The sequence below is a fragment of the Janthinobacterium sp. FW305-128 genome, from assembly GCF_020858135.1.
Classification (GTDB): Bacteria; Pseudomonadota; Gammaproteobacteria; order Burkholderiales; family Burkholderiaceae_D; genus Janthinobacterium.
On record NZ_JACYMK010000012.1, the window covers coordinates 126,481 to 142,136 of the forward strand.

The 15,656-nt window shown below is 63.7% G+C and carries 16 protein-coding genes; 4 read left to right on the forward strand and 12 right to left on the reverse strand.

Going from position 1 to position 15,656, the window contains the following annotated elements; translation table 11 throughout:
• Nucleotides 1-3 precede the first annotated feature (3 nt).
• Both glcE and IGS60_RS23325 read right to left on the reverse strand, forming a co-directional pair.
• Complete coding sequence (glcE, locus tag IGS60_RS23320) at nucleotides 4-1,074, reverse strand: glycolate oxidase subunit GlcE (protein ID WP_230506350.1); 1,071 nt, start codon at nucleotides 1,072-1,074, stop codon at nucleotides 4-6.
• A 16-nt stretch (nucleotides 1,075-1,090) separates the two neighbouring features.
• Nucleotides 1,091-2,581: an FAD-linked oxidase C-terminal domain-containing protein gene (locus IGS60_RS23325; protein WP_230506409.1), complete on the reverse strand. Its 1,491-nt coding sequence runs from the start codon at nucleotides 2,579-2,581 to the stop codon at nucleotides 1,091-1,093.
• Between the two features lie 150 nt (nucleotides 2,582-2,731).
• Here IGS60_RS23325 and IGS60_RS23330 point away from each other — a divergent pair, with 150 nt between their 5' ends.
• Entirely contained in the window at nucleotides 2,732-3,286 is a 555-nt protein-coding gene (locus IGS60_RS23330; protein WP_070290065.1) for a cob(I)yrinic acid a,c-diamide adenosyltransferase, read from the forward strand.
• Nucleotides 3,287-3,348: 62 nt separating this feature from the next.
• On the opposite strand, the gene IGS60_RS23335 is transcribed toward IGS60_RS23330, so the two are convergent.
• The 9 genes from IGS60_RS23335 to IGS60_RS23375 all read right to left on the reverse strand — a co-directional run bounded on the left by IGS60_RS23335 (nucleotide 3,349) and on the right by IGS60_RS23375 (nucleotide 10,338).
• Complete coding sequence (locus tag IGS60_RS23335) at nucleotides 3,349-3,537, reverse strand: hypothetical protein (RefSeq protein ID WP_070222614.1); 189 nt, start codon at nucleotides 3,535-3,537, stop codon at nucleotides 3,349-3,351.
• A gap of 94 nt (nucleotides 3,538-3,631) precedes the next feature.
• Nucleotides 3,632-3,832 carry a hypothetical protein gene (locus IGS60_RS23340; protein ID WP_070222616.1) on the reverse strand — a complete coding sequence of 67 codons (201 nt, stop codon included), beginning with the start codon at nucleotides 3,830-3,832 and terminating at the stop codon, nucleotides 3,632-3,634.
• Nucleotides 3,833-3,916: 84 nt separating this feature from the next.
• Nucleotides 3,917-4,108, reverse strand: coding sequence for a hypothetical protein (locus tag IGS60_RS23345; RefSeq protein ID WP_070290063.1), 192 nt, complete (start codon nucleotides 4,106-4,108; stop codon nucleotides 3,917-3,919).
• A 31-nt stretch (nucleotides 4,109-4,139) separates the two neighbouring features.
• Entirely contained in the window at nucleotides 4,140-4,505 is a 366-nt protein-coding gene (locus tag IGS60_RS23350) for a glutaredoxin family protein (protein WP_230506351.1), read from the reverse strand.
• Nucleotides 4,506-4,595: 90 nt separating this feature from the next.
• Nucleotides 4,596-4,781: a hypothetical protein gene (locus IGS60_RS23355; protein WP_070222622.1), complete on the reverse strand. Its 186-nt coding sequence runs from the start codon at nucleotides 4,779-4,781 to the stop codon at nucleotides 4,596-4,598.
• Nucleotides 4,782-5,050: 269 nt separating this feature from the next.
• Nucleotides 5,051-7,144 (reverse strand): FUSC family protein, encoded by a 2,094-nt coding sequence (locus IGS60_RS23360; protein WP_230506352.1) that lies wholly within the window; start codon nucleotides 7,142-7,144, stop codon nucleotides 5,051-5,053.
• Between the two features lie 165 nt (nucleotides 7,145-7,309).
• Nucleotides 7,310-9,178 (reverse strand): 1-deoxy-D-xylulose-5-phosphate synthase, encoded by a 1,869-nt coding sequence (dxs, locus tag IGS60_RS23365; RefSeq protein WP_121668464.1) that lies wholly within the window; start codon nucleotides 9,176-9,178, stop codon nucleotides 7,310-7,312.
• Nucleotides 9,179-10,090, reverse strand: coding sequence for a polyprenyl synthetase family protein (locus IGS60_RS23370; protein ID WP_230506353.1), 912 nt, complete (start codon nucleotides 10,088-10,090; stop codon nucleotides 9,179-9,181). It abuts the gene before it with no gap.
• Nucleotides 10,087-10,338 carry an exodeoxyribonuclease VII small subunit gene (locus IGS60_RS23375; RefSeq protein WP_046683420.1) on the reverse strand — a complete coding sequence of 84 codons (252 nt, stop codon included), beginning with the start codon at nucleotides 10,336-10,338 and terminating at the stop codon, nucleotides 10,087-10,089. The genes IGS60_RS23370 and IGS60_RS23375 overlap by 4 nt, the downstream gene beginning before the upstream one ends.
• A gap of 407 nt (nucleotides 10,339-10,745) precedes the next feature.
• Between IGS60_RS23375 and IGS60_RS23380 the strand changes: the two genes are divergently transcribed.
• Genes IGS60_RS23380 through IGS60_RS23390 form a run of 3 tightly spaced genes read left to right on the forward strand, consistent with a single transcriptional unit; the run spans nucleotide 10,746 to nucleotide 13,690 of the window.
• On the forward strand, nucleotides 10,746-11,846 hold the full coding sequence (locus tag IGS60_RS23380; RefSeq protein ID WP_070222628.1) for an aromatic ring-hydroxylating dioxygenase subunit alpha: 1,101 nt from the start codon (nucleotides 10,746-10,748) through the stop codon (nucleotides 11,844-11,846).
• 55 nt (nucleotides 11,847-11,901) lie between these two features.
• Nucleotides 11,902-12,825, forward strand: a complete 924-nt coding sequence (locus IGS60_RS23385; protein ID WP_230506354.1) for a DMT family transporter — start codon at nucleotides 11,902-11,904, stop codon at nucleotides 12,823-12,825.
• 13 nt (nucleotides 12,826-12,838) lie between these two features.
• On the forward strand, nucleotides 12,839-13,690 hold the full coding sequence (locus tag IGS60_RS23390; RefSeq protein ID WP_230506355.1) for a sulfurtransferase: 852 nt from the start codon (nucleotides 12,839-12,841) through the stop codon (nucleotides 13,688-13,690).
• Between the two features lie 47 nt (nucleotides 13,691-13,737).
• Here IGS60_RS23390 and IGS60_RS23395 read toward each other — a convergent pair whose 3' ends face one another.
• Nucleotides 13,738-15,477 (reverse strand): ABC-F family ATP-binding cassette domain-containing protein, encoded by a 1,740-nt coding sequence (locus IGS60_RS23395; RefSeq protein WP_230506356.1) that lies wholly within the window; start codon nucleotides 15,475-15,477, stop codon nucleotides 13,738-13,740.
• Between the last annotated feature and the right edge of the window lie 179 nt (nucleotides 15,478-15,656).

Below are 15,656 nucleotides of genomic sequence, written 5' to 3' on the forward strand. Positions count from 1 at the left end.
CGCTCAATACATTCTGTGCGGGTTGAAGATGCCGGCCGGGTCGAAAGCCTGCCGCAGGCGCTGGTGGATTTTTTCAACGGCCGGCGCCAGCGGATGGAATACGCCCACGGCCTTGTCGCCGCCGCGGAACAGGGTGGCGTGGCCGCCAAGCGCGGCCACTGCCCGGCGGATGTCTAGCGCCCCGGCCGCATCGGCGTCGGCGTCGAGCTTGAGCCAGCGCTGCGCCCCGCCCCACTCGATCAACTGGCGCCCCTTGACGATCACGGCGCTGGCGTGCGGCGGCAGCGACAGCCGCCACAAGCTGCCCGCGCCCGCAAAGAAGGCGTGCGTCTGCTCGCGCATGGACATCCAGAAGGCGGCCGCGTCATCGGGCGCCAGCACCTCGCCGCCCAGCGCATGCAACGCCGCCGACACGGCCGCCTCGGCGCCGGACATGCGTACGCTCAAGACGCCATCGTGCCAGCAGCTGGCCGATATCGGCAGCGGTTGACCGGCCCATTCATTGAGCAGGCGCAAGGCGGCAATTTCCGCACACGCCACGCGCAAGGTCGCTTCGCGCAGCGGCAGGGGCAGCACCTTCAGCGACACTTCCAGGATCAGGCCCAGCGTGCCCATGGACCCCGCCAGCAGGCGCGAGACATCGTAGCCGGCCACGTTTTTCATGACCTGCCCGCCAAAGGCCAGGCGTTCGCCATGGCCATCCATCAGCACGGCGCCCAGCACGAAGTCACGCAAGGCGCCCGCGCTGGCCCGGCGCGGCCCGGACAAGGCGCTGGCGACGACGCCGCCCAGCGTGGCGCCAGCGCCGAAATGGGGCGACTCGAAAGCCAGCATCTGGTTGCGCGCGGCCAGCGCCGCCTCGATCTCGGCGAGCGGCGTGCCGCAGCGGGCCGTGATCACCAGCTCCGTCGGTTCATAATCAATGATGCCCGCATACGCGCGCGCGTCGAGCACCTCGCCATCGAGCTGCTGGCCATACCAGTCTTTCGTGCCGCCGCCGCGCAGGCGCAAGGGCTTGCCCGCCGCGCTGGACGCCAGAATCTGCTGCCTGAATTGTTCCGCTATCGCTTGCAATGGGGTCTCCGGAAAATTAAAAACGGGGCAGGTTGGCGAACGGCAGGCGTCCCGCCGTCACATGCATCTTGCCGAATTCGGCGCAGCGGTTCAAGGTGGGAATCGCCTTGTCCGGGTTCAGCAAGGTGTGGGGGTCGAAGGCGCGCTTGACGGCAAAGAAGGCATCGAGTTCGGCGCGCGTAAATTGCACGCACATGGAATTGATCTTTTCCATGCCCACGCCATGTTCGCCCGTGATGGTGCCGCCCACGGCCACGCACAGGGCCAGGATGTCCGCGCCAAACGCCTCGGCGCGCTCGAATTCGCCGGGCATGTTGGCGTCGAACAGGATCAGCGGGTGCAGATTGCCGTCGCCCGCGTGGAACACGTTGGCGCAGCGCAAGCCATGCGTCGTTTCCATGGCGGCGATGCCCGTCAGCACTTCCGCCAGGCGCTTGCGCGGGATGGTGCCGTCCATGCAGTAGTAGTCGGGCGAGATGCGTCCCGCGGCGGGAAACGCGTTCTTGCGGCCGGACCAGAATTTCATGCGCTCCGCTTCCGACTGCGAGACGGCAATGGCGCTGGCGCCCGCCCCTTCCAGCACGGCCGTCATGCGGGCGATTTCCTCTTCCACTTCCTCGTGCGTGCCGTCCGCTTCGCACAGCAAAATGGCCGCCGCGTCGGTGTCGTAGCCGGCCTTGACGAACGGTTCGACCATGCGCGACGAGGTCTGGTCCATCATTTCCAGGCCGGCCGGGATGATGCCGGCGGCAATCACATTGGCCACGGCATTGCCGCCCGTGACGACGTCGCCGAACGAGGCCATGATGACCCGCGCCGTGGCCGGCTTCGGGATCAGCTTGACCGTCACTTCCGTGACGATGCCCAGCATGCCTTCGGAACCGATGAAGACGGCCAGCAGGTCCAGGCCGGGCGAATCGAGGCATTCGCCGCCCAGTTCCAGCACGTCGCCGTCGATGGTGACGACGCGCACGCGCAGCACATTGTGCACGGTCAGGCCGTATTTGAGGCAATGCACGCCGCCCGAGTTTTCCGCCACGTTGCCGCCGATGCTGCAGGCGATCTGCGACGACGGGTCGGGCGCGTAGTACAGCGCGTGGGGCGCCGCCGCTTCGGAAATGGCCAGGTTGCGCACGCCCGGCTGCACCACGGCCGTACGCGCATACGCGTCGATGCGCACGATGCGGTTCAGGCGCGCCGTCGACAGCACCACGCCGTCGGCGATGGGCAGGGCGCCGCCCGACAATCCCGTGCCGGCGCCGCGCGGCACGATCGGCACCTTCAACTCGCGGCAGACGCCGAGGATGGCGATGACCTGTTCCTCCGTGTCGGGCAGGGTCACCACCATCGGCAGCTGGCGGTAGGCGGCCAGGCCGTCGCATTCGTACGGGCGCGTGTCTTCGGCGTCGGACAGCACGCAGCGGGCCGGCAGCACGGCCAGCAGGGCCGCGACGACGGCTTGCTGGCGCGCGGCGGTCAATCCGGGTTCAGGGGCGGCATTGAGCATAAGATGGATGGCAAGAGGCATGGACGTGCAACGATTGTAAGCACAAAAGTGGCGCGCACCGCATTTTTTGTCCGATTTGCCTGCAAATCCGGCGCCGGGCGGCGCACAGTGTCGTATGCTGCCCCCATTCTTCTTTACAGGATCAGCATCATGGGCAACCGACTTTCGAAAATCGCCACGCGCACGGGCGACAATGGCAGCACCGGCCTGGGCGACGGCAGCCGCACCAGCAAGGACAGCGCCCGCATCCACGCCATGGGCGACGTGGACGAACTCAATTCCAACATCGGCTTGCTGCTGTGCGAAGCCATGCCCGACGCCTTGCGCGAGGAGCTGGTGGCCATCCAGCACGACCTGTTCGACCTGGGCGGAGAAATCTGCATCCCCGGCTACCAGCTGATCAAGGAAGAGCACGTGCTGCGCCTCGACGACCTGCTGGCGAAATACAATGCGGACTTGCCGGCCCTCTCCGAATTCATCCTGCCGGCCGGCTCGCGCGCCGCCTCGCTCGCGCATGTGTGCCGCACCGTCTGCCGCCGCGCCGAGCGCAGCATCGTCGCCCTGGCCAATGCGGAGCCCTTGCACGAACATCCGCGCCAGTACGTGAACCGATTGTCGGACCTGCTGTTCGTGCTGTCGCGCGTGCTCAACCGCTTTGCCGGCGGCAGCGACGTGCTGTGGCGGCATGACCGCACGCGGGGCTAAATAAAAAACGGCGATGCAGTTTGACAGGCATCGCCGTGTTGCATCAAGCTGACAGGCGCTTGCTAGCCGCAGGCCTGCAGACACGCCTTATTGACACGCACGCATGAAGGCACACTGAACTCCATGACACAGGCGTCGAGCGCCATATAACACTCGGATTGGCATTCCGAAATGTCGGCGGTACTGCTGGCCATCGCATACGAGGCGCTGACGCCCATGGCAAACAAAAAGAAACCCAGTTTTTTGAACATAAGTACTCCTTTGTGGAAATGAGGGACGGCAGGATGGATGAAGTGACGCAGCCGGCCTGCCCAGCGTACTGACTGGTTAGCCGGCAATCATGATCTATGGCAAGATCGGATCGCAGCTTTTCATGCACATCCGGTGAATCTTGGTGCACGCGCCTGGCGCCGTCGGATGGTCGGTCATGCACTGCACCAGATCATCGTCACACTGCGCATAGCATTCCGGCTCGCCGCCGCCGGCGATCGCATACGATGCGCTGACGCCCATGGCAAACAAAAAGAAACCCAGTTTTTTGAACATAAGCACTCCTGTTGAATTGTGAGACGATGAGCAACATCCATGGCGCGCCGTCCCTTACGCGTCATCCATAAGTGCTTCCGCGCGTCAGTTATGCGGCGGGCGCAGGCATTCCTTCTGACAAGCCTGATAATTTTCCATGCAGGCCGGCTGGCCGAATTCCACGCAATCGAGCAAGTTGCGCTCGCAGACAAAGGTGCAGTCAGGGCCGCCAGCCTGGACACTGAAAGACAGGGCGGCGCCGGCGGCAAACAGGAAAGCGGCAATCTTTTTGAACATGGTCAGCCTTTCAAGTTAACAAGTGGGAACGTCAGATTTTCTTCAGCGCCGCTTCCAGCGCGCCCGCATTAAAACCCTGAATCTTGCGGTTGCCGATCAGCACAACAGGCACGCCGCCGCCGCCAAGTTCCGCATGGGCTTTTTTCGCTTCCGGGGATTTCTCGATATCGAGATCGACGAATTCGATCTTGTTTTCCTTGAAGTACGCGCGCGTCTTGGCGCAGTAGCCGCACCAGTCCGTGCCGTACAAGACCACTTTCGCCTGGGCATTCGGGAAATACGCCGCGTAATTGCCCTCGGTGTAATTCGACTTGAACAAGCCCGGCAACAAGGACAGGCCATAACCGCTGCCCAGGCCGGCAGCGAGGATCAGGCCATACATGGCGATGGTTTTCATTTTTTTCTGCATCATAGGTATCAGAGACGTAGATGATCGAGGGCGGCCGGCGCAGCATGCGCTTGCCCGCCGCCTGGCAATGCACGGAGATCAGGAGCCGATGTCGCAAACCCTCAGGCAGGCTTTGTAACTGCCGATGCAAAATGGGGATCTGTCGCCATTTTGCATCGTGCATTCCCGCAGCTCCTCCTCGCAGGTAGAGCAGCCGATATCGGAAGCCATGGCATAGGAAGCGCTCAATCCCAGGGTGAAAATAAATGCTGCAATCTTTTTCATTTACTACTCTCCATGTGAGCGATTGCCTCAGGCAATCGCGGCAGACCAGTCGTAAGAAATGTCATCTTTGCTTGCTACGAAAACGAATATAGACCGCACTTATTTTAGAGTCAACGTTTCATTTCGATAAATTTCCAGTTTGGAAAATATACGGGCAAAGCGCATGGAATGTGGAATTTGGAGAGATTGGGAGGCGTCAAACGTCTATACAATATTGGCGCCGCAAGCAGGAGAGGCCGGTTGCGGGCGCAGCCGGCCGGCGGCTATATTCAGGCCGGCACAGGCAGGCTCACGGGCTGCGCATGCACGTGTTCGCGCAATAATCCCCGCAGCAGTTGCACCTGGGCCACCGCGTCGGCTTGCAGGGCCGTCAAGCCCTCGGCAACGCAAGGGCCAGGCGCGCCGGCATCGGCGTCACCGCGCAGCAGCGCATCGATTTCCCCGCTGACCTCGGCGATCCAGCGTTGCAATTCGGGCGGCGCAGGCTCGGCCTGCGGACTCAGACTGATGCGCGCCGTGCTGCCCGCCACGCGGCGCAGCAGCGGCAGGGTGCGCAGCGCCGCCAGGCCCACGCCGCTGCTGCGGTCGAGGCGGCGCTCGATGCGCAGGCGCTGCAAGACCTGTTCCGCGTTATTGCTGGCCAACCCCGCCTCGCGGCGCAGGCGCGCGATGGCGCTATCCCATTTGCCACCGGCCGCCAGCACGGCCAGCAGGTATTTCAGGTTGGCAGACACGGCTTTCGCCAGGCGCTGGTCCAGGTCGTCCGCCTCGCGGTCCGGCCACAGGAAGAACGTGGCCAGCAGGGCCAGCACGCAGCCGAGCACGTTGTTGCCCAGGCGGCTCATCGCATACACCATCTCGCTGGCCGGCGCCGCATAGTCGGCCACCAGCACGAAGGCGGGCGTCATGAACAGCACGTGCAGGCTGTAGCTGACGCGGCGCAAAGCCATGGTGGCGACAATCAGGGGAAACACCACCAGCGAGATGCCCAGCGGCGTGTAGATGACGAGGCCGATCAGCACGGCCAGCACGGCGCCCAGCACGCTGCCCGCCACGCGTTCGATGCCGCGCGGCCAGGTGGTCGATACCGACGGCTGCAATATCAATAAGGTGGCCATGGTGGCCCAGTAGCCGAACGGAATATGCAGCGCCTCGACCAGCAGGAAGCCGGCCGTCGTCGCCAGCGACACGCGCGCCGCGTGGCGCCAGCTCAGCGACTGCGGCGTGGCGTTGACTTTCGCCGTTTGCCACGCCTGCCCCAGCGCCAGGAAGGCCGCCTCGCGCCACGGCAGCTGCGTCGCGCGCGGCAAGCCCAGCTCCATGAATTCCACGTTCAGGCGCAAGGGCAGCAAGGCACCCAGCGCCGCTTCCAGGCGCCGTCCGCAGCCGGCCAGGCGGCGCTGCAATTCCAGGGGCGGCGTTTCCGGCTGGCGCTGCACGGCTTGCCCGAGGCGGCGCAGCAGCACGGCCATCACTTCCAGACTGCGCCGCGCGCGCGGGTCCTGGCGCAGCCGGTGCTGCTCGCGCTCGCACGTATGCGTGACGGCGATCAGATAGGCGAAGATGCGCTCGGCGTCGCTGAGTGCCAGCAGCAGATTGTCGTACAGGGCGCTGCGGCCCGCGCGCGCGGGCGGCACGGCGGCCAGCGCCACCCGCGCCGCTTCCAGCGCGGCGCGCGCCTGCGAACGGTAGCTGGCGCCATGCGCGGCCGCGTCCGGCAATGCGGGGCCCTGTTCCAGGAAGCGCGCATTGTCGCGCGCGATGCCGGCCAGGCGCGAGTACGCGGCGCGGATGGCGCGCCTGCTCGGGCCGAACGGGTGGATGCGCCAGACCGTAAAACTGAGCACGGTGGCGAACAGGCAGCCGAGCATGTACAGCCCCAGGAAAGGCGCCGTCTGCGTCATCGATGCCAATGGATGCGTGACCATCACGACGCAGGCCGTGGCCGCCAGGATGGCCACCTGCGCCGTGGCCGCGCCCCAGATGCGCGCCAGCGCGCCGGCCCAGGAAAACAGCAGCACGGCGATGGCCGCCGTCACCACGCCATGGCCGGCCGCCAGCGCCGTCAGGCCGCCGGCCACGGTCGACAGCAGGCCGAAACCCACCATCGACACGAAACGCATGCGCCGCGTGCCGGCCGCGTCGGCCAGGCAAGTCCAGAAGGCGCCGATGGCGGCCCAGGAAAAATCGGGATGGTCGAACAGCAAGCCCAAGAGCAGCATGGCGCTCGAGGCGCAAGCGGCCCGCAAGCCTTCGGACAAGTTCGTTTCGTCGATGGCCAGGCTGACCATCCACAGGGGACGGCGCTGCGCCAGGGTGTCGGTATAGGCGTGCATGCCCGTCAGCCAGCGGCTTGCCAGCATGCGCGAACGGCGGTGGAGTTTCCTGAAATGCAAGATCGGCTTTGAAAGGGGTATCAAAGCGTCATCGTAGCATTCCCGGACGAAAAATGTTGCAGTGCAGCGTAAAAACCCCGCAGGCGCAAAAAAAGCGGCACCGCAGTGCCGCTTTTCATTCTGTAAGCCAACTTAGCTGACGACAGCCAGGCGCGGCTGGGAGCCGCCAAAACGCTGCTCGATCGACGCGGCGATGCCGGTGGCGTCCAGGCCCACGCTTTTCAGCAGTTGCACGGGGTCGCCATGGTCGATGAAGGTGTCGGGCAAGCCCAGCATCAGGATAGGCTTGACGATGCCTTCCGCCGCCAGCGCTTCGGCCACGGCCGAACCGGCGCCGCCCATGATGCAGCCCTCTTCCACCGTCACCAGGTAATCATGCTCGGCAGCAAGCTGCTTCACCAGTGCCACGTCGAGCGGCTTGACGAAGCGCATGTTGGCCACCGTCGCGTCGAGCTTGTCGCCCGCCGCCACGCTCGGCGCCACCATCGAACCGAAGGCCAGGATGGCGATGCGCTTGCCGTGACGCTTGATCTCGCCCTTGCCGATCTCGATGCTGGTCAGTTCCGGCACGATGGCCACGCCGGCACCGGCGCCGCGCGGATAGCGGATGGCGGCGGGGCCTGGATAGTGGTAGCCCGTTGTCAGCATCTGGCGGCATTCGTTTTCATCGGACGCAGCCATGACGACCATGTTCGGGATGCAGCGCAGGAACGCCATGTCGTAATTGCCCGCGTGCGTGGCGCCGTCGGCGCCCACCAGGCCGGCGCGGTCCAGCGCGAACGTCACGTCCAGGTTTTGCAGGGCCACGTCGTGGATCAGCTGGTCGTAGGCGCGCTGCAAAAAGGTCGAATAGATGGCCACGACGGGTTTCAAGCCTTCGCAGGCCAGGCCGGCGCCAAACGTCACGGAATGCTGCTCGGCGATACCGACGTCGAAATAGCGGTTCGGGAATTGCTGTTCGAACTTGACCATGCCCGAGCCTTCGCGCATGGCTGGCGTGATGCCCACCAGGCGCTTGTCGTGCGCTGCCATGTCGCACAGCCAGTTGCCGAACACTTCCGTGTACGTCATCTTGCCGGGCGCCGTGGCCGGCTTGATGCCTTCCAAGGGATTGAACTTCGGCGTGCCGTGGTACAGGATCGGTTCCGCCTCGGCCAGCTTGTAGCCCTGCCCCTTCTTGGTCACCACGTGCAGGAATTGCGGACCCTTCAATTGCTTGATGTTTTGCAAGGTCGGGATCAGCGAATCGAGGTCGTGGCCGTCGATGGGGCCGATGTAATTGAAACCGAATTCCTCGAACATGGTGGCGGGCACGACCATGCCTTTGGCGTGCTCTTCGAAGCGCTTCGCCAGTTCCAGCACGGGGCCGGGCAGGACGGACTTGCCGACATTTTTCGCCGCCGCATAGAACTGGCCCGACATCAATCGCGCCAGGTGGCGGTTCAGCGCGCCAACGGGCGGCGAGATCGACATGTCGTTGTCGTTCAGGATCACCAGCAGGTTGACGTCTTCCTGCACGCCCGCATTGTTCATCGCCTCGAAGGCCATGCCGGCCGTCATCGAGCCGTCGCCGATCACGGCGATCGCATGCAGCGGGTCGCCCTTGATCTTGGCGGCCTGGGCCATGCCCAGCGCGGCCGAGATCGACGTCGACGAATGGGCCGTGCCGAAGGTGTCGTATTCGCTCTCGTCGCGCTTCGGGAAGCCGGAAATGCCGTCTTTCTGGCGCAAGGTGTGCATGCGCTCGCGGCGGCCCGTCAGGATCTTGTGCGAATAGGTCTGGTGGCCCACGTCCCAGACGATGCGGTCGTGCGGTGTGTTGAAGACGTAGTGCAGCGCGACGGTCAGCTCGACCGTGCCCAGGTTGGACGACAAGTGGCCGCCCGTCTTGGAAACGGAATCGAGCAGGAAGCTGCGCAATTCCTGCGCCAGCGGCACCAGTTGCGAGCGGGCCAGCTTGCGCACTTGCGCTGGTTCATTGATGGTTTCTAACAGTTTCATTTATGCCTTCCGCTGCACGACCAGGTCCGCCAGCTCGCGCAAACGGCGTGCCTTGTCCCCGAATGGCGCCAGCGCCGCATGGGCGTCGCACCGCAATTGTTCTGCCAGGGCCCGCGATGGTTCCAGCCCCAGTATCGATACGTAGGTAGGCTTGTTGGCGGCAGCATCCTTGCCCGCCGTCTTGCCCAGGGTGGCCGAATCGGCCGTCGCGTCGAGCACGTCGTCGACCACCTGGAACGCCAGCCCGACGGCGCGCGCATAGGCGTTCAGCGCCGTCATCTCGTCCGCCGTCAAATCCTTGCCCGCCAGCGCGCCGAGGATCACGGCTGCGCGCAGCAAGGCACCCGTTTTCAGTTGATGCATCTGTTCCAGCTGCGGCAAGGTCAAGGCCAGGCCGACGCTATCGAGGTCGATCGCCTGGCCGCCGCACATGCCTGCGGAACCGGACGCGTGCGCCAGCAGCTTGACCATGGCCATCTGCCGCGCCGGTGGAATCGCCGCGCCGTCGGCCAGCAGCATGAAGGCCTGCGATTGCAGCGCGTCGCCGACCAGCAGGGCCGTCGCTTCATCGTAGGCGATGTGCACGGTGGGCTTGCCACGGCGCAAGGCATCGTCATCCATGCACGGCATGTCGTCATGCACGAGCGAATACACGTGAATCATTTCCAGCGCGCAAGCTGCGCGCGCGAGCGTGTCTTGATCGGCGTCAAACAGTTCGCCGGCCGCCATCACCAGCAGCGGACGCACGCGCTTGCCGCCGCCCAGCAGCGCATAGCGCATGGCAGCGTGCAGCTTGTGCGGCACGACGTCTGCCGCCGGCAGGAATTGGTCGAGCCGGCCTTCCACGCCGGACTGGGTCGCTTGCATCCAGTCGCCGAAGGTCACGCCGTCTTGTTGCACATTTGCCATCATTGGGCGGCCTCGCCGGCATCCACGAACGGTTTCAACATGTCGCCTTCGAGTACTTTCACCTGCGCTTCGACACTGTCGAGCTGGGTAGCGCAATACTTGACCAGTTCCGAGCCGCGCTGGTAGGCCGCGACCGATGCTTCCAGCGGCAACTGGCCCGCTTCCATTTGCGTTACCAGCTGCGCCAGTTCCGCCATCGCCTCTTCAAACGAGGCCGGCGCTGCGGCAGCGGCAGTTAATTTCTTCGACATAGACTCAGATCTCTTCGTGGCACGAGGGGCTTGTAGGGAGACGCCGGGGACTCCCGGCCAGCATAGAAGCGTTATTTTAGAACAAACCACACTATTAAGTGAAAACTTAAGCGCAATCGGCGCGCTCAAAGTCAATAGCGTTGCCAGCTTGTCAGTGGATTTTAGCCGAATCGCCCCTTGCTACCGGAAATTGCACGCCAAATGACAATGTTTCTCATTAAAGTAGTGCATTTACCGGGCGGGTTTGATAATGCCGAGGCCGATACGCGCTATAATCGCCGGTTCTGTCCGAAATACCGTTTCAACAAATTTGAATTCAGGTCTTTGCGGATTCTTTCTCTCTGTAGCGGTTGCCCAGGGAATGGCCTGGGGCACTGCTGACCGTTGTACATTTATGGGGGGTTGGGATGTCCGATCTGGCTACTCACGCCAAGCTGGCGCGTTCAAACGCGCAACTTCCGGTCCACGTCTATTTTGACGAAACGCTGTTGCAGCGTGAAATGCAGCAATTGTTCCAAGCCGGCCCGCGCTATGTCGGGCACGAGCTGATGGTGCCGGAAACCGGCGATTTTGCGACCCTGGCGTCTGAGAACGAAGGGCGCATGCTCGTGCGCAACGCCAATGGCATCGAAGTGCTGTCCAACGTGTGCCGCCACCGGCAGGCGCTGATGTTCAATGGCCGCGGCAACGCAAATAACATCGTCTGCCCGCTGCACCGCTGGACCTACGACCTCAAGGGTGAATTGATCGGCGCACCGCATTTCCCCGAGACGCCGTGCCTGAACCTGTCGAAAACGCCGCTGCAAAGCTGGAATGGCTTGCTGTTCGAGCAAAATGGCTACAACGTGATGGAAAAATTGAAAGATTTGTCCGTCTCGAAAGACCTCGATTTTTCCGGCTACATGTTCGACCACGTGGAAATCCACGAGTGCGACTACAACTGGAAGACCTTCATCGAAGTCTACCTCGAGGATTATCACGTCGAACCGTTCCACCCGGGCCTGGGCAGCTTCGTCAGCTGCGACGACCTGCGCTGGGAATTCGGCAAGGATTACAGCGTGCAGACGGTGGGCGTGCACCGCGGCCTGCAGCAGGCCGGTTCGCCTGCCTACAAGAAATGGCAGGAGCAGGTGCTGCAATTCCGCGGCGGCGAAGCGCCGCCGTATGGTGCCATCTGGCTGACCTTGTATCCGAACATCATGGTCGAATGGTATCCGCACGTGCTGGTCGTCTCGACCCTATGGCCCGACGGCCCGCAAAAAACGCGCAACGTGGTAGAGTTCTATTACCCCGAAGAAATCGTACTGTTCGAGCGCGACTTCGTCGAAGCGGAACGGGCTGCCTACATGGAAACCTGTGTCGAGGACGATGAAATCGCCCAGCGCATGGATGCGGGCCGCAAGGTTCTGATTGCGCGCGGCGTGAACGAAGTGGGTCCTTACCAATCGCCCATGGAAGACGGCATGCAGCACTTCCACGAGTGGTACCGCAGCAATATCGAACTGTAGTTCCTCAAGGGGCCGCATTGCGCGGCCTTTTTCATTTTCATCGTCAGGATTACTCATGCAGTCACTTTGGATGCTGTTTGCCAGCTTTATGTTCGCCATCATGGGCGTGTGCGTGAAACTGGCGTCGGATCTGTATTCGACGTCCGAAATCGTCATGTACCGCGGCATCATCGGCATGATCGTCATGAGCTGCACGATTCTGTACCAGGGCGGCAGTTTTAAAACCACGATGCCGGGCCAGCATCTGTGGCGCGGCGTGGTGGGCGTAATCGCCCTGTGGCTGTGGTTTTATGCCATCGCCATCCTGCCGCTGGCCACGGCCATGACCCTCAATTACATGGCGCCCATCTGGATCGCCGTCATCCTGCTGGCTGGCGGCTGGTGGAAAGGCATGCAACAGGTCGAGTGGCCGCTGGTGGCGGCCATTGCCATGAGCTTTGTCGGCGTGACGTTGCTGCTGCAACCCGTGTTCGAGACGGACCAGCTGGCCGGCGCCATCACGGCCTTGATTTCCGGCATGCTGTCGGCCCTCGCCTACTTGCAGGTGCGCAAACTGGGCTTGCTGGGCGAACCCGAATACCGGGTCGTGTTCTATTTCTCGGTCGTCAATTTCCTGGCCGGCGTGATCGGCCACGTGGCCAGCGCCGGCGGTGGCCCCGTCGTCTGGCACATGCACACGAGCGCCTACGGCATCGGCTTGCTGGCCGCCATCGGCTTGTGCGCCACCATGGCGCAAATGGCCATGACGCGCTCCTATCGCTTGGGCAAGACCCTCGTGGTTGCCAATTTACAGTACACAGGCATCGTCTTTTCCAGCTTCTGGGGCGTGGTGATCTTCGGCGACCTGTTCGACTGGCATGGCTGGGCCGGCATCGCCATCATTCTCGCCTCGGGCATCGCGGCCACCTATTACAATACCCGCAACACGGCCCGTGGCGCCGCCATCGCGCGCACGGATCCCATCGCCAGCGAAGTGTAAAGGAGCGTTGCTGATGTACACCACCTTGTTACAGGCCAGCGAACTGGCCGACCACCTGAATGACAGCCACTGGGTCATCCTTGATTGCCGCCACGACTTGCTCAACCCGGCAGCGGGCAGCGACGCGTTTGCCGCCGGGCATATCCAGAACGCGCAGTTCGCCGACATCGACACGGCCTTGTCCGGCCCCAAGACGGCCCGTGGCCCCCAATTTACGGGACGGCATCCCTTGCCCGACCGCAACGCCCTGCTGGCCACCCTGCGCGGCTGGGGTATCAATGACGACACGCAAGTGGTGGCGTACGATGGCCAGGGCGGCATGTTCGCCGCCCGTTTGTGGTGGCTGCTGCGCTGGCTCGGCCACCCGAATGTGGCCGTGCTCGACGGCGGCCTGGCCGCCTGGCAGGCGCAAGGCTTGCCCTTGGTGACGCCCGTGGCGCCACGCCCTGTCGGCAAGCTGACGGAAAAGGCCAGCCTGACGCGCACGGTCAACGTGCAGGACGTCGTTGCCAACTTGGAAACGCAAGCCTTGACGGTGATCGACGCGCGCGCCCCCGACCGCTACCGCGGCGAAAACGAAACCATCGACCCCGTGGGCGGCCATATCCCCGGCGCGAAAAGCCGTTTCTTCAAGGATAACCTGCAGGCGGACGGCCGCTTTAAAAGCGCGGAAGCACTGCGGCGCGATTTCAGCGCCCTGTTTGACGCACCTCAAGCGGCCGTCATGCAGTGCGGCTCCGGCGTGACGGCATGCCACAACCTGCTGGCCCTGGAAGTGGCCGGCTTGCCAGGCGCGTCCCTGTATCCCGGCTCGTGGAGCGAATGGTGCGCCGATCCGGCGCGGCCGATGGCGACGGGCAATTAAAAAATGGCGGACCGAGTGGTCCGCCATTTTTCACCTGTGGATAACGATTAAATTATCCCCAGCGATTGATTCAACTGCGCCAGTTCCGCCTGCCACGCCTGCTGGCTGGCCGGCTTCTGGTGGCGCGGCTTTCTCGCCAGGTCTTCCGCCAGCAATTGCTCCAGTTCGCACAAGCGTTCCAGTTGAACATCAACGTCGGTTTGCGCTGGCGCAAGCGCAACCGTTTCCACGCGCGGCACCGGCAACGGCGCCTGTCCATCCTCGGCACTCAACCGTGCATACGCGCTGCCGGCGTCCGGCCACTCTTCCAGCTGGCCATCGGCCACCACCCAAAAGCGGTTGCAGGCCGTTTCGATCAGGTCGCGGTCGTGCGACACCAGCAAACAAGCTCCTTCAAAGCCGCGCAAGGCTTGCCCCAGCTCCGCCTTGCCCTGCATGTCCAGGTGGTTGCTGGGTTCATCGAGCAACAATAAATGATAGCTGGCCAGGGACAGCCCCAGGAACAACAGCCGCGCCCGCTCGCCGCCGCTCAGGGTCGCCACCGTCTGGCCATGGCGCGCATACGGGAAACCGGCCGAGATCAACGCTTGCTTGCGCGCCACCTGGCTGCGCGCAGCTTCGTTCTGCACGGCAAACGGGTACAGCGCGTCGGATAAATCGGCCGTATCGGCCAGTTGCCTGAGCGACTGGTCGTAATAGCCGATGTTGGCGGCGTGGTGCCAGCGCAAGTCCGCACGCTCCTCCTGTTCCTGGATCGCTTGCCAGCACAGGCGCAGCAGGGACGACTTGCCGCTGCCGTTGGCGCCCAGCAAGGCGACCCGGTCGCCCGGTTTCAGCCACAGCTGGCCGGTGTGGAACAGCAGCGGGGAAGCGGGCACGGCGCGCACGTCCAGGGCATCGAGCGCCAGCAACTGGTCGGCCGCCAGCGGCTTGCCGCGCAAACTCAAACGCCACGGTGCGCCATCGCTGACGAACGATTGCGCATCCTTCAATTTGTCGATGCGCCGCTGCATGGTCTTGGCCTTGCGCGCCAGGTCTTCATTGTCGTAGGTGCGGCCCCACAGGGCCAGGCGGGCGCTGCTGGCGGACAGGCGGTCGATTTCCTTCTGTTCGGCCGCATGGCGGGCGGCAGCGGCAAGATCGGCTTCGGCCAGGGCCGCCAGCGCGGGGCCGCACGGCAAGTCGAAATCGTAGAGGCGGCTATCGCGCAAAATCCAGCTGCGCGTGGCCACGTTGTCGAGCAGGCGCTGGTCGTGCGAGACGAGGATGAAGGCGCCGCGCCAGCGCAGCAGGAATTGCTCCAGCCACAGCAGCGACGGCAAGTCCAGATGATTGCTCGGCTCGTCGAGCAGCAGCACGTTCGGCTCCTGCAGCAGGGCGCGTCCCAGCAGCAGGCGCGTGTGCTGGCCGCCGGACAGGGAATGCACGGGCACTTGCGCCGTCTCGTGCTCGAAGCCTAACTCGGCCAGCAGGCTGTCGACACGCCAATGCAGCTCGGGCTGCTCCAGCACGGGCGCCAGCAAGGCGTCGTACAGGCTCAGGCTGGCAAGTTCCGGCGGCAAGTGCTGCTCCACGTGCTGCAGGCGGCAGGCACGGGCATAGTGGATGGTGCCGGCAGTGGCTTCCCGCGTGCCGCTGAGCAGGCCCAGCAAGGTGGATTTGCCGCAGCCATTGTGGCCGATCAAGCCGATGCGGTCGCCCTGGCGCAAGGTAAAGGCGAGTTCGTTGAAGAGGAAACCGTCGTGGGTATCCAGTTGTAAAGCTTGGGTAGAAATCAGGGTAGTCATGGCTCTTGTCTTTGTTCGGGATGCAAGCATCCGCGTTAACAGGAGCGCTAACGACAACGGAGTACCAGGAAAGGACTCGTAGAGGAGGGTAACTTTGCTCTGGCCAGGTTATCGCAGCGCGATAGAACGTGGGCAAGAGCTGGCAAATGCGCTAAAAGAGCGTGCGCGCCACAAGGCGA

Coding starts and splice junctions, on each gene's coding strand:
- IGS60_RS23325 (WP_230506409.1), bottom strand. CDS start 2,581: ATGCTCAATGCCGCCCCTGAACCCGGATTGACCGCCGCGCGCCAGCAA.
- IGS60_RS23330 (WP_070290065.1), top strand. CDS start 2,732: ATGGGCAACCGACTTTCGAAAATCGCCACGCGCACGGGCGACAATGGC.
- IGS60_RS23335 (WP_070222614.1), bottom strand. CDS start 3,537: ATGTTCAAAAAACTGGGTTTCTTTTTGTTTGCCATGGGCGTCAGCGCC.
- IGS60_RS23340 (WP_070222616.1), bottom strand. CDS start 3,832: ATGTTCAAAAAACTGGGTTTCTTTTTGTTTGCCATGGGCGTCAGCGCA.
- IGS60_RS23345 (WP_070290063.1), bottom strand. CDS start 4,108: ATGTTCAAAAAGATTGCCGCTTTCCTGTTTGCCGCCGGCGCCGCCCTG.
- IGS60_RS23350 (WP_230506351.1), bottom strand. CDS start 4,505: ATGAAAACCATCGCCATGTATGGCCTGATCCTCGCTGCCGGCCTGGGC.
- IGS60_RS23355 (WP_070222622.1), bottom strand. CDS start 4,781: ATGAAAAAGATTGCAGCATTTATTTTCACCCTGGGATTGAGCGCTTCC.
- IGS60_RS23360 (WP_230506352.1), bottom strand. CDS start 7,144: ATGCTGGCAAGCCGCTGGCTGACGGGCATGCACGCCTATACCGACACC.
- dxs (WP_121668464.1), bottom strand. CDS start 9,178: ATGAAACTGTTAGAAACCATCAATGAACCAGCGCAAGTGCGCAAGCTG.
- IGS60_RS23370 (WP_230506353.1), bottom strand. CDS start 10,090: ATGATGGCAAATGTGCAACAAGACGGCGTGACCTTCGGCGACTGGATG.
- IGS60_RS23375 (WP_046683420.1), bottom strand. CDS start 10,338: ATGTCGAAGAAATTAACTGCCGCTGCCGCAGCGCCGGCCTCGTTTGAA.
- IGS60_RS23380 (WP_070222628.1), top strand. CDS start 10,746: ATGTCCGATCTGGCTACTCACGCCAAGCTGGCGCGTTCAAACGCGCAA.
- IGS60_RS23385 (WP_230506354.1), top strand. CDS start 11,902: ATGCAGTCACTTTGGATGCTGTTTGCCAGCTTTATGTTCGCCATCATG.
- IGS60_RS23390 (WP_230506355.1), top strand. CDS start 12,839: ATGTACACCACCTTGTTACAGGCCAGCGAACTGGCCGACCACCTGAAT.
- IGS60_RS23395 (WP_230506356.1), bottom strand. CDS start 15,477: ATGACTACCCTGATTTCTACCCAAGCTTTACAACTGGATACCCACGAC.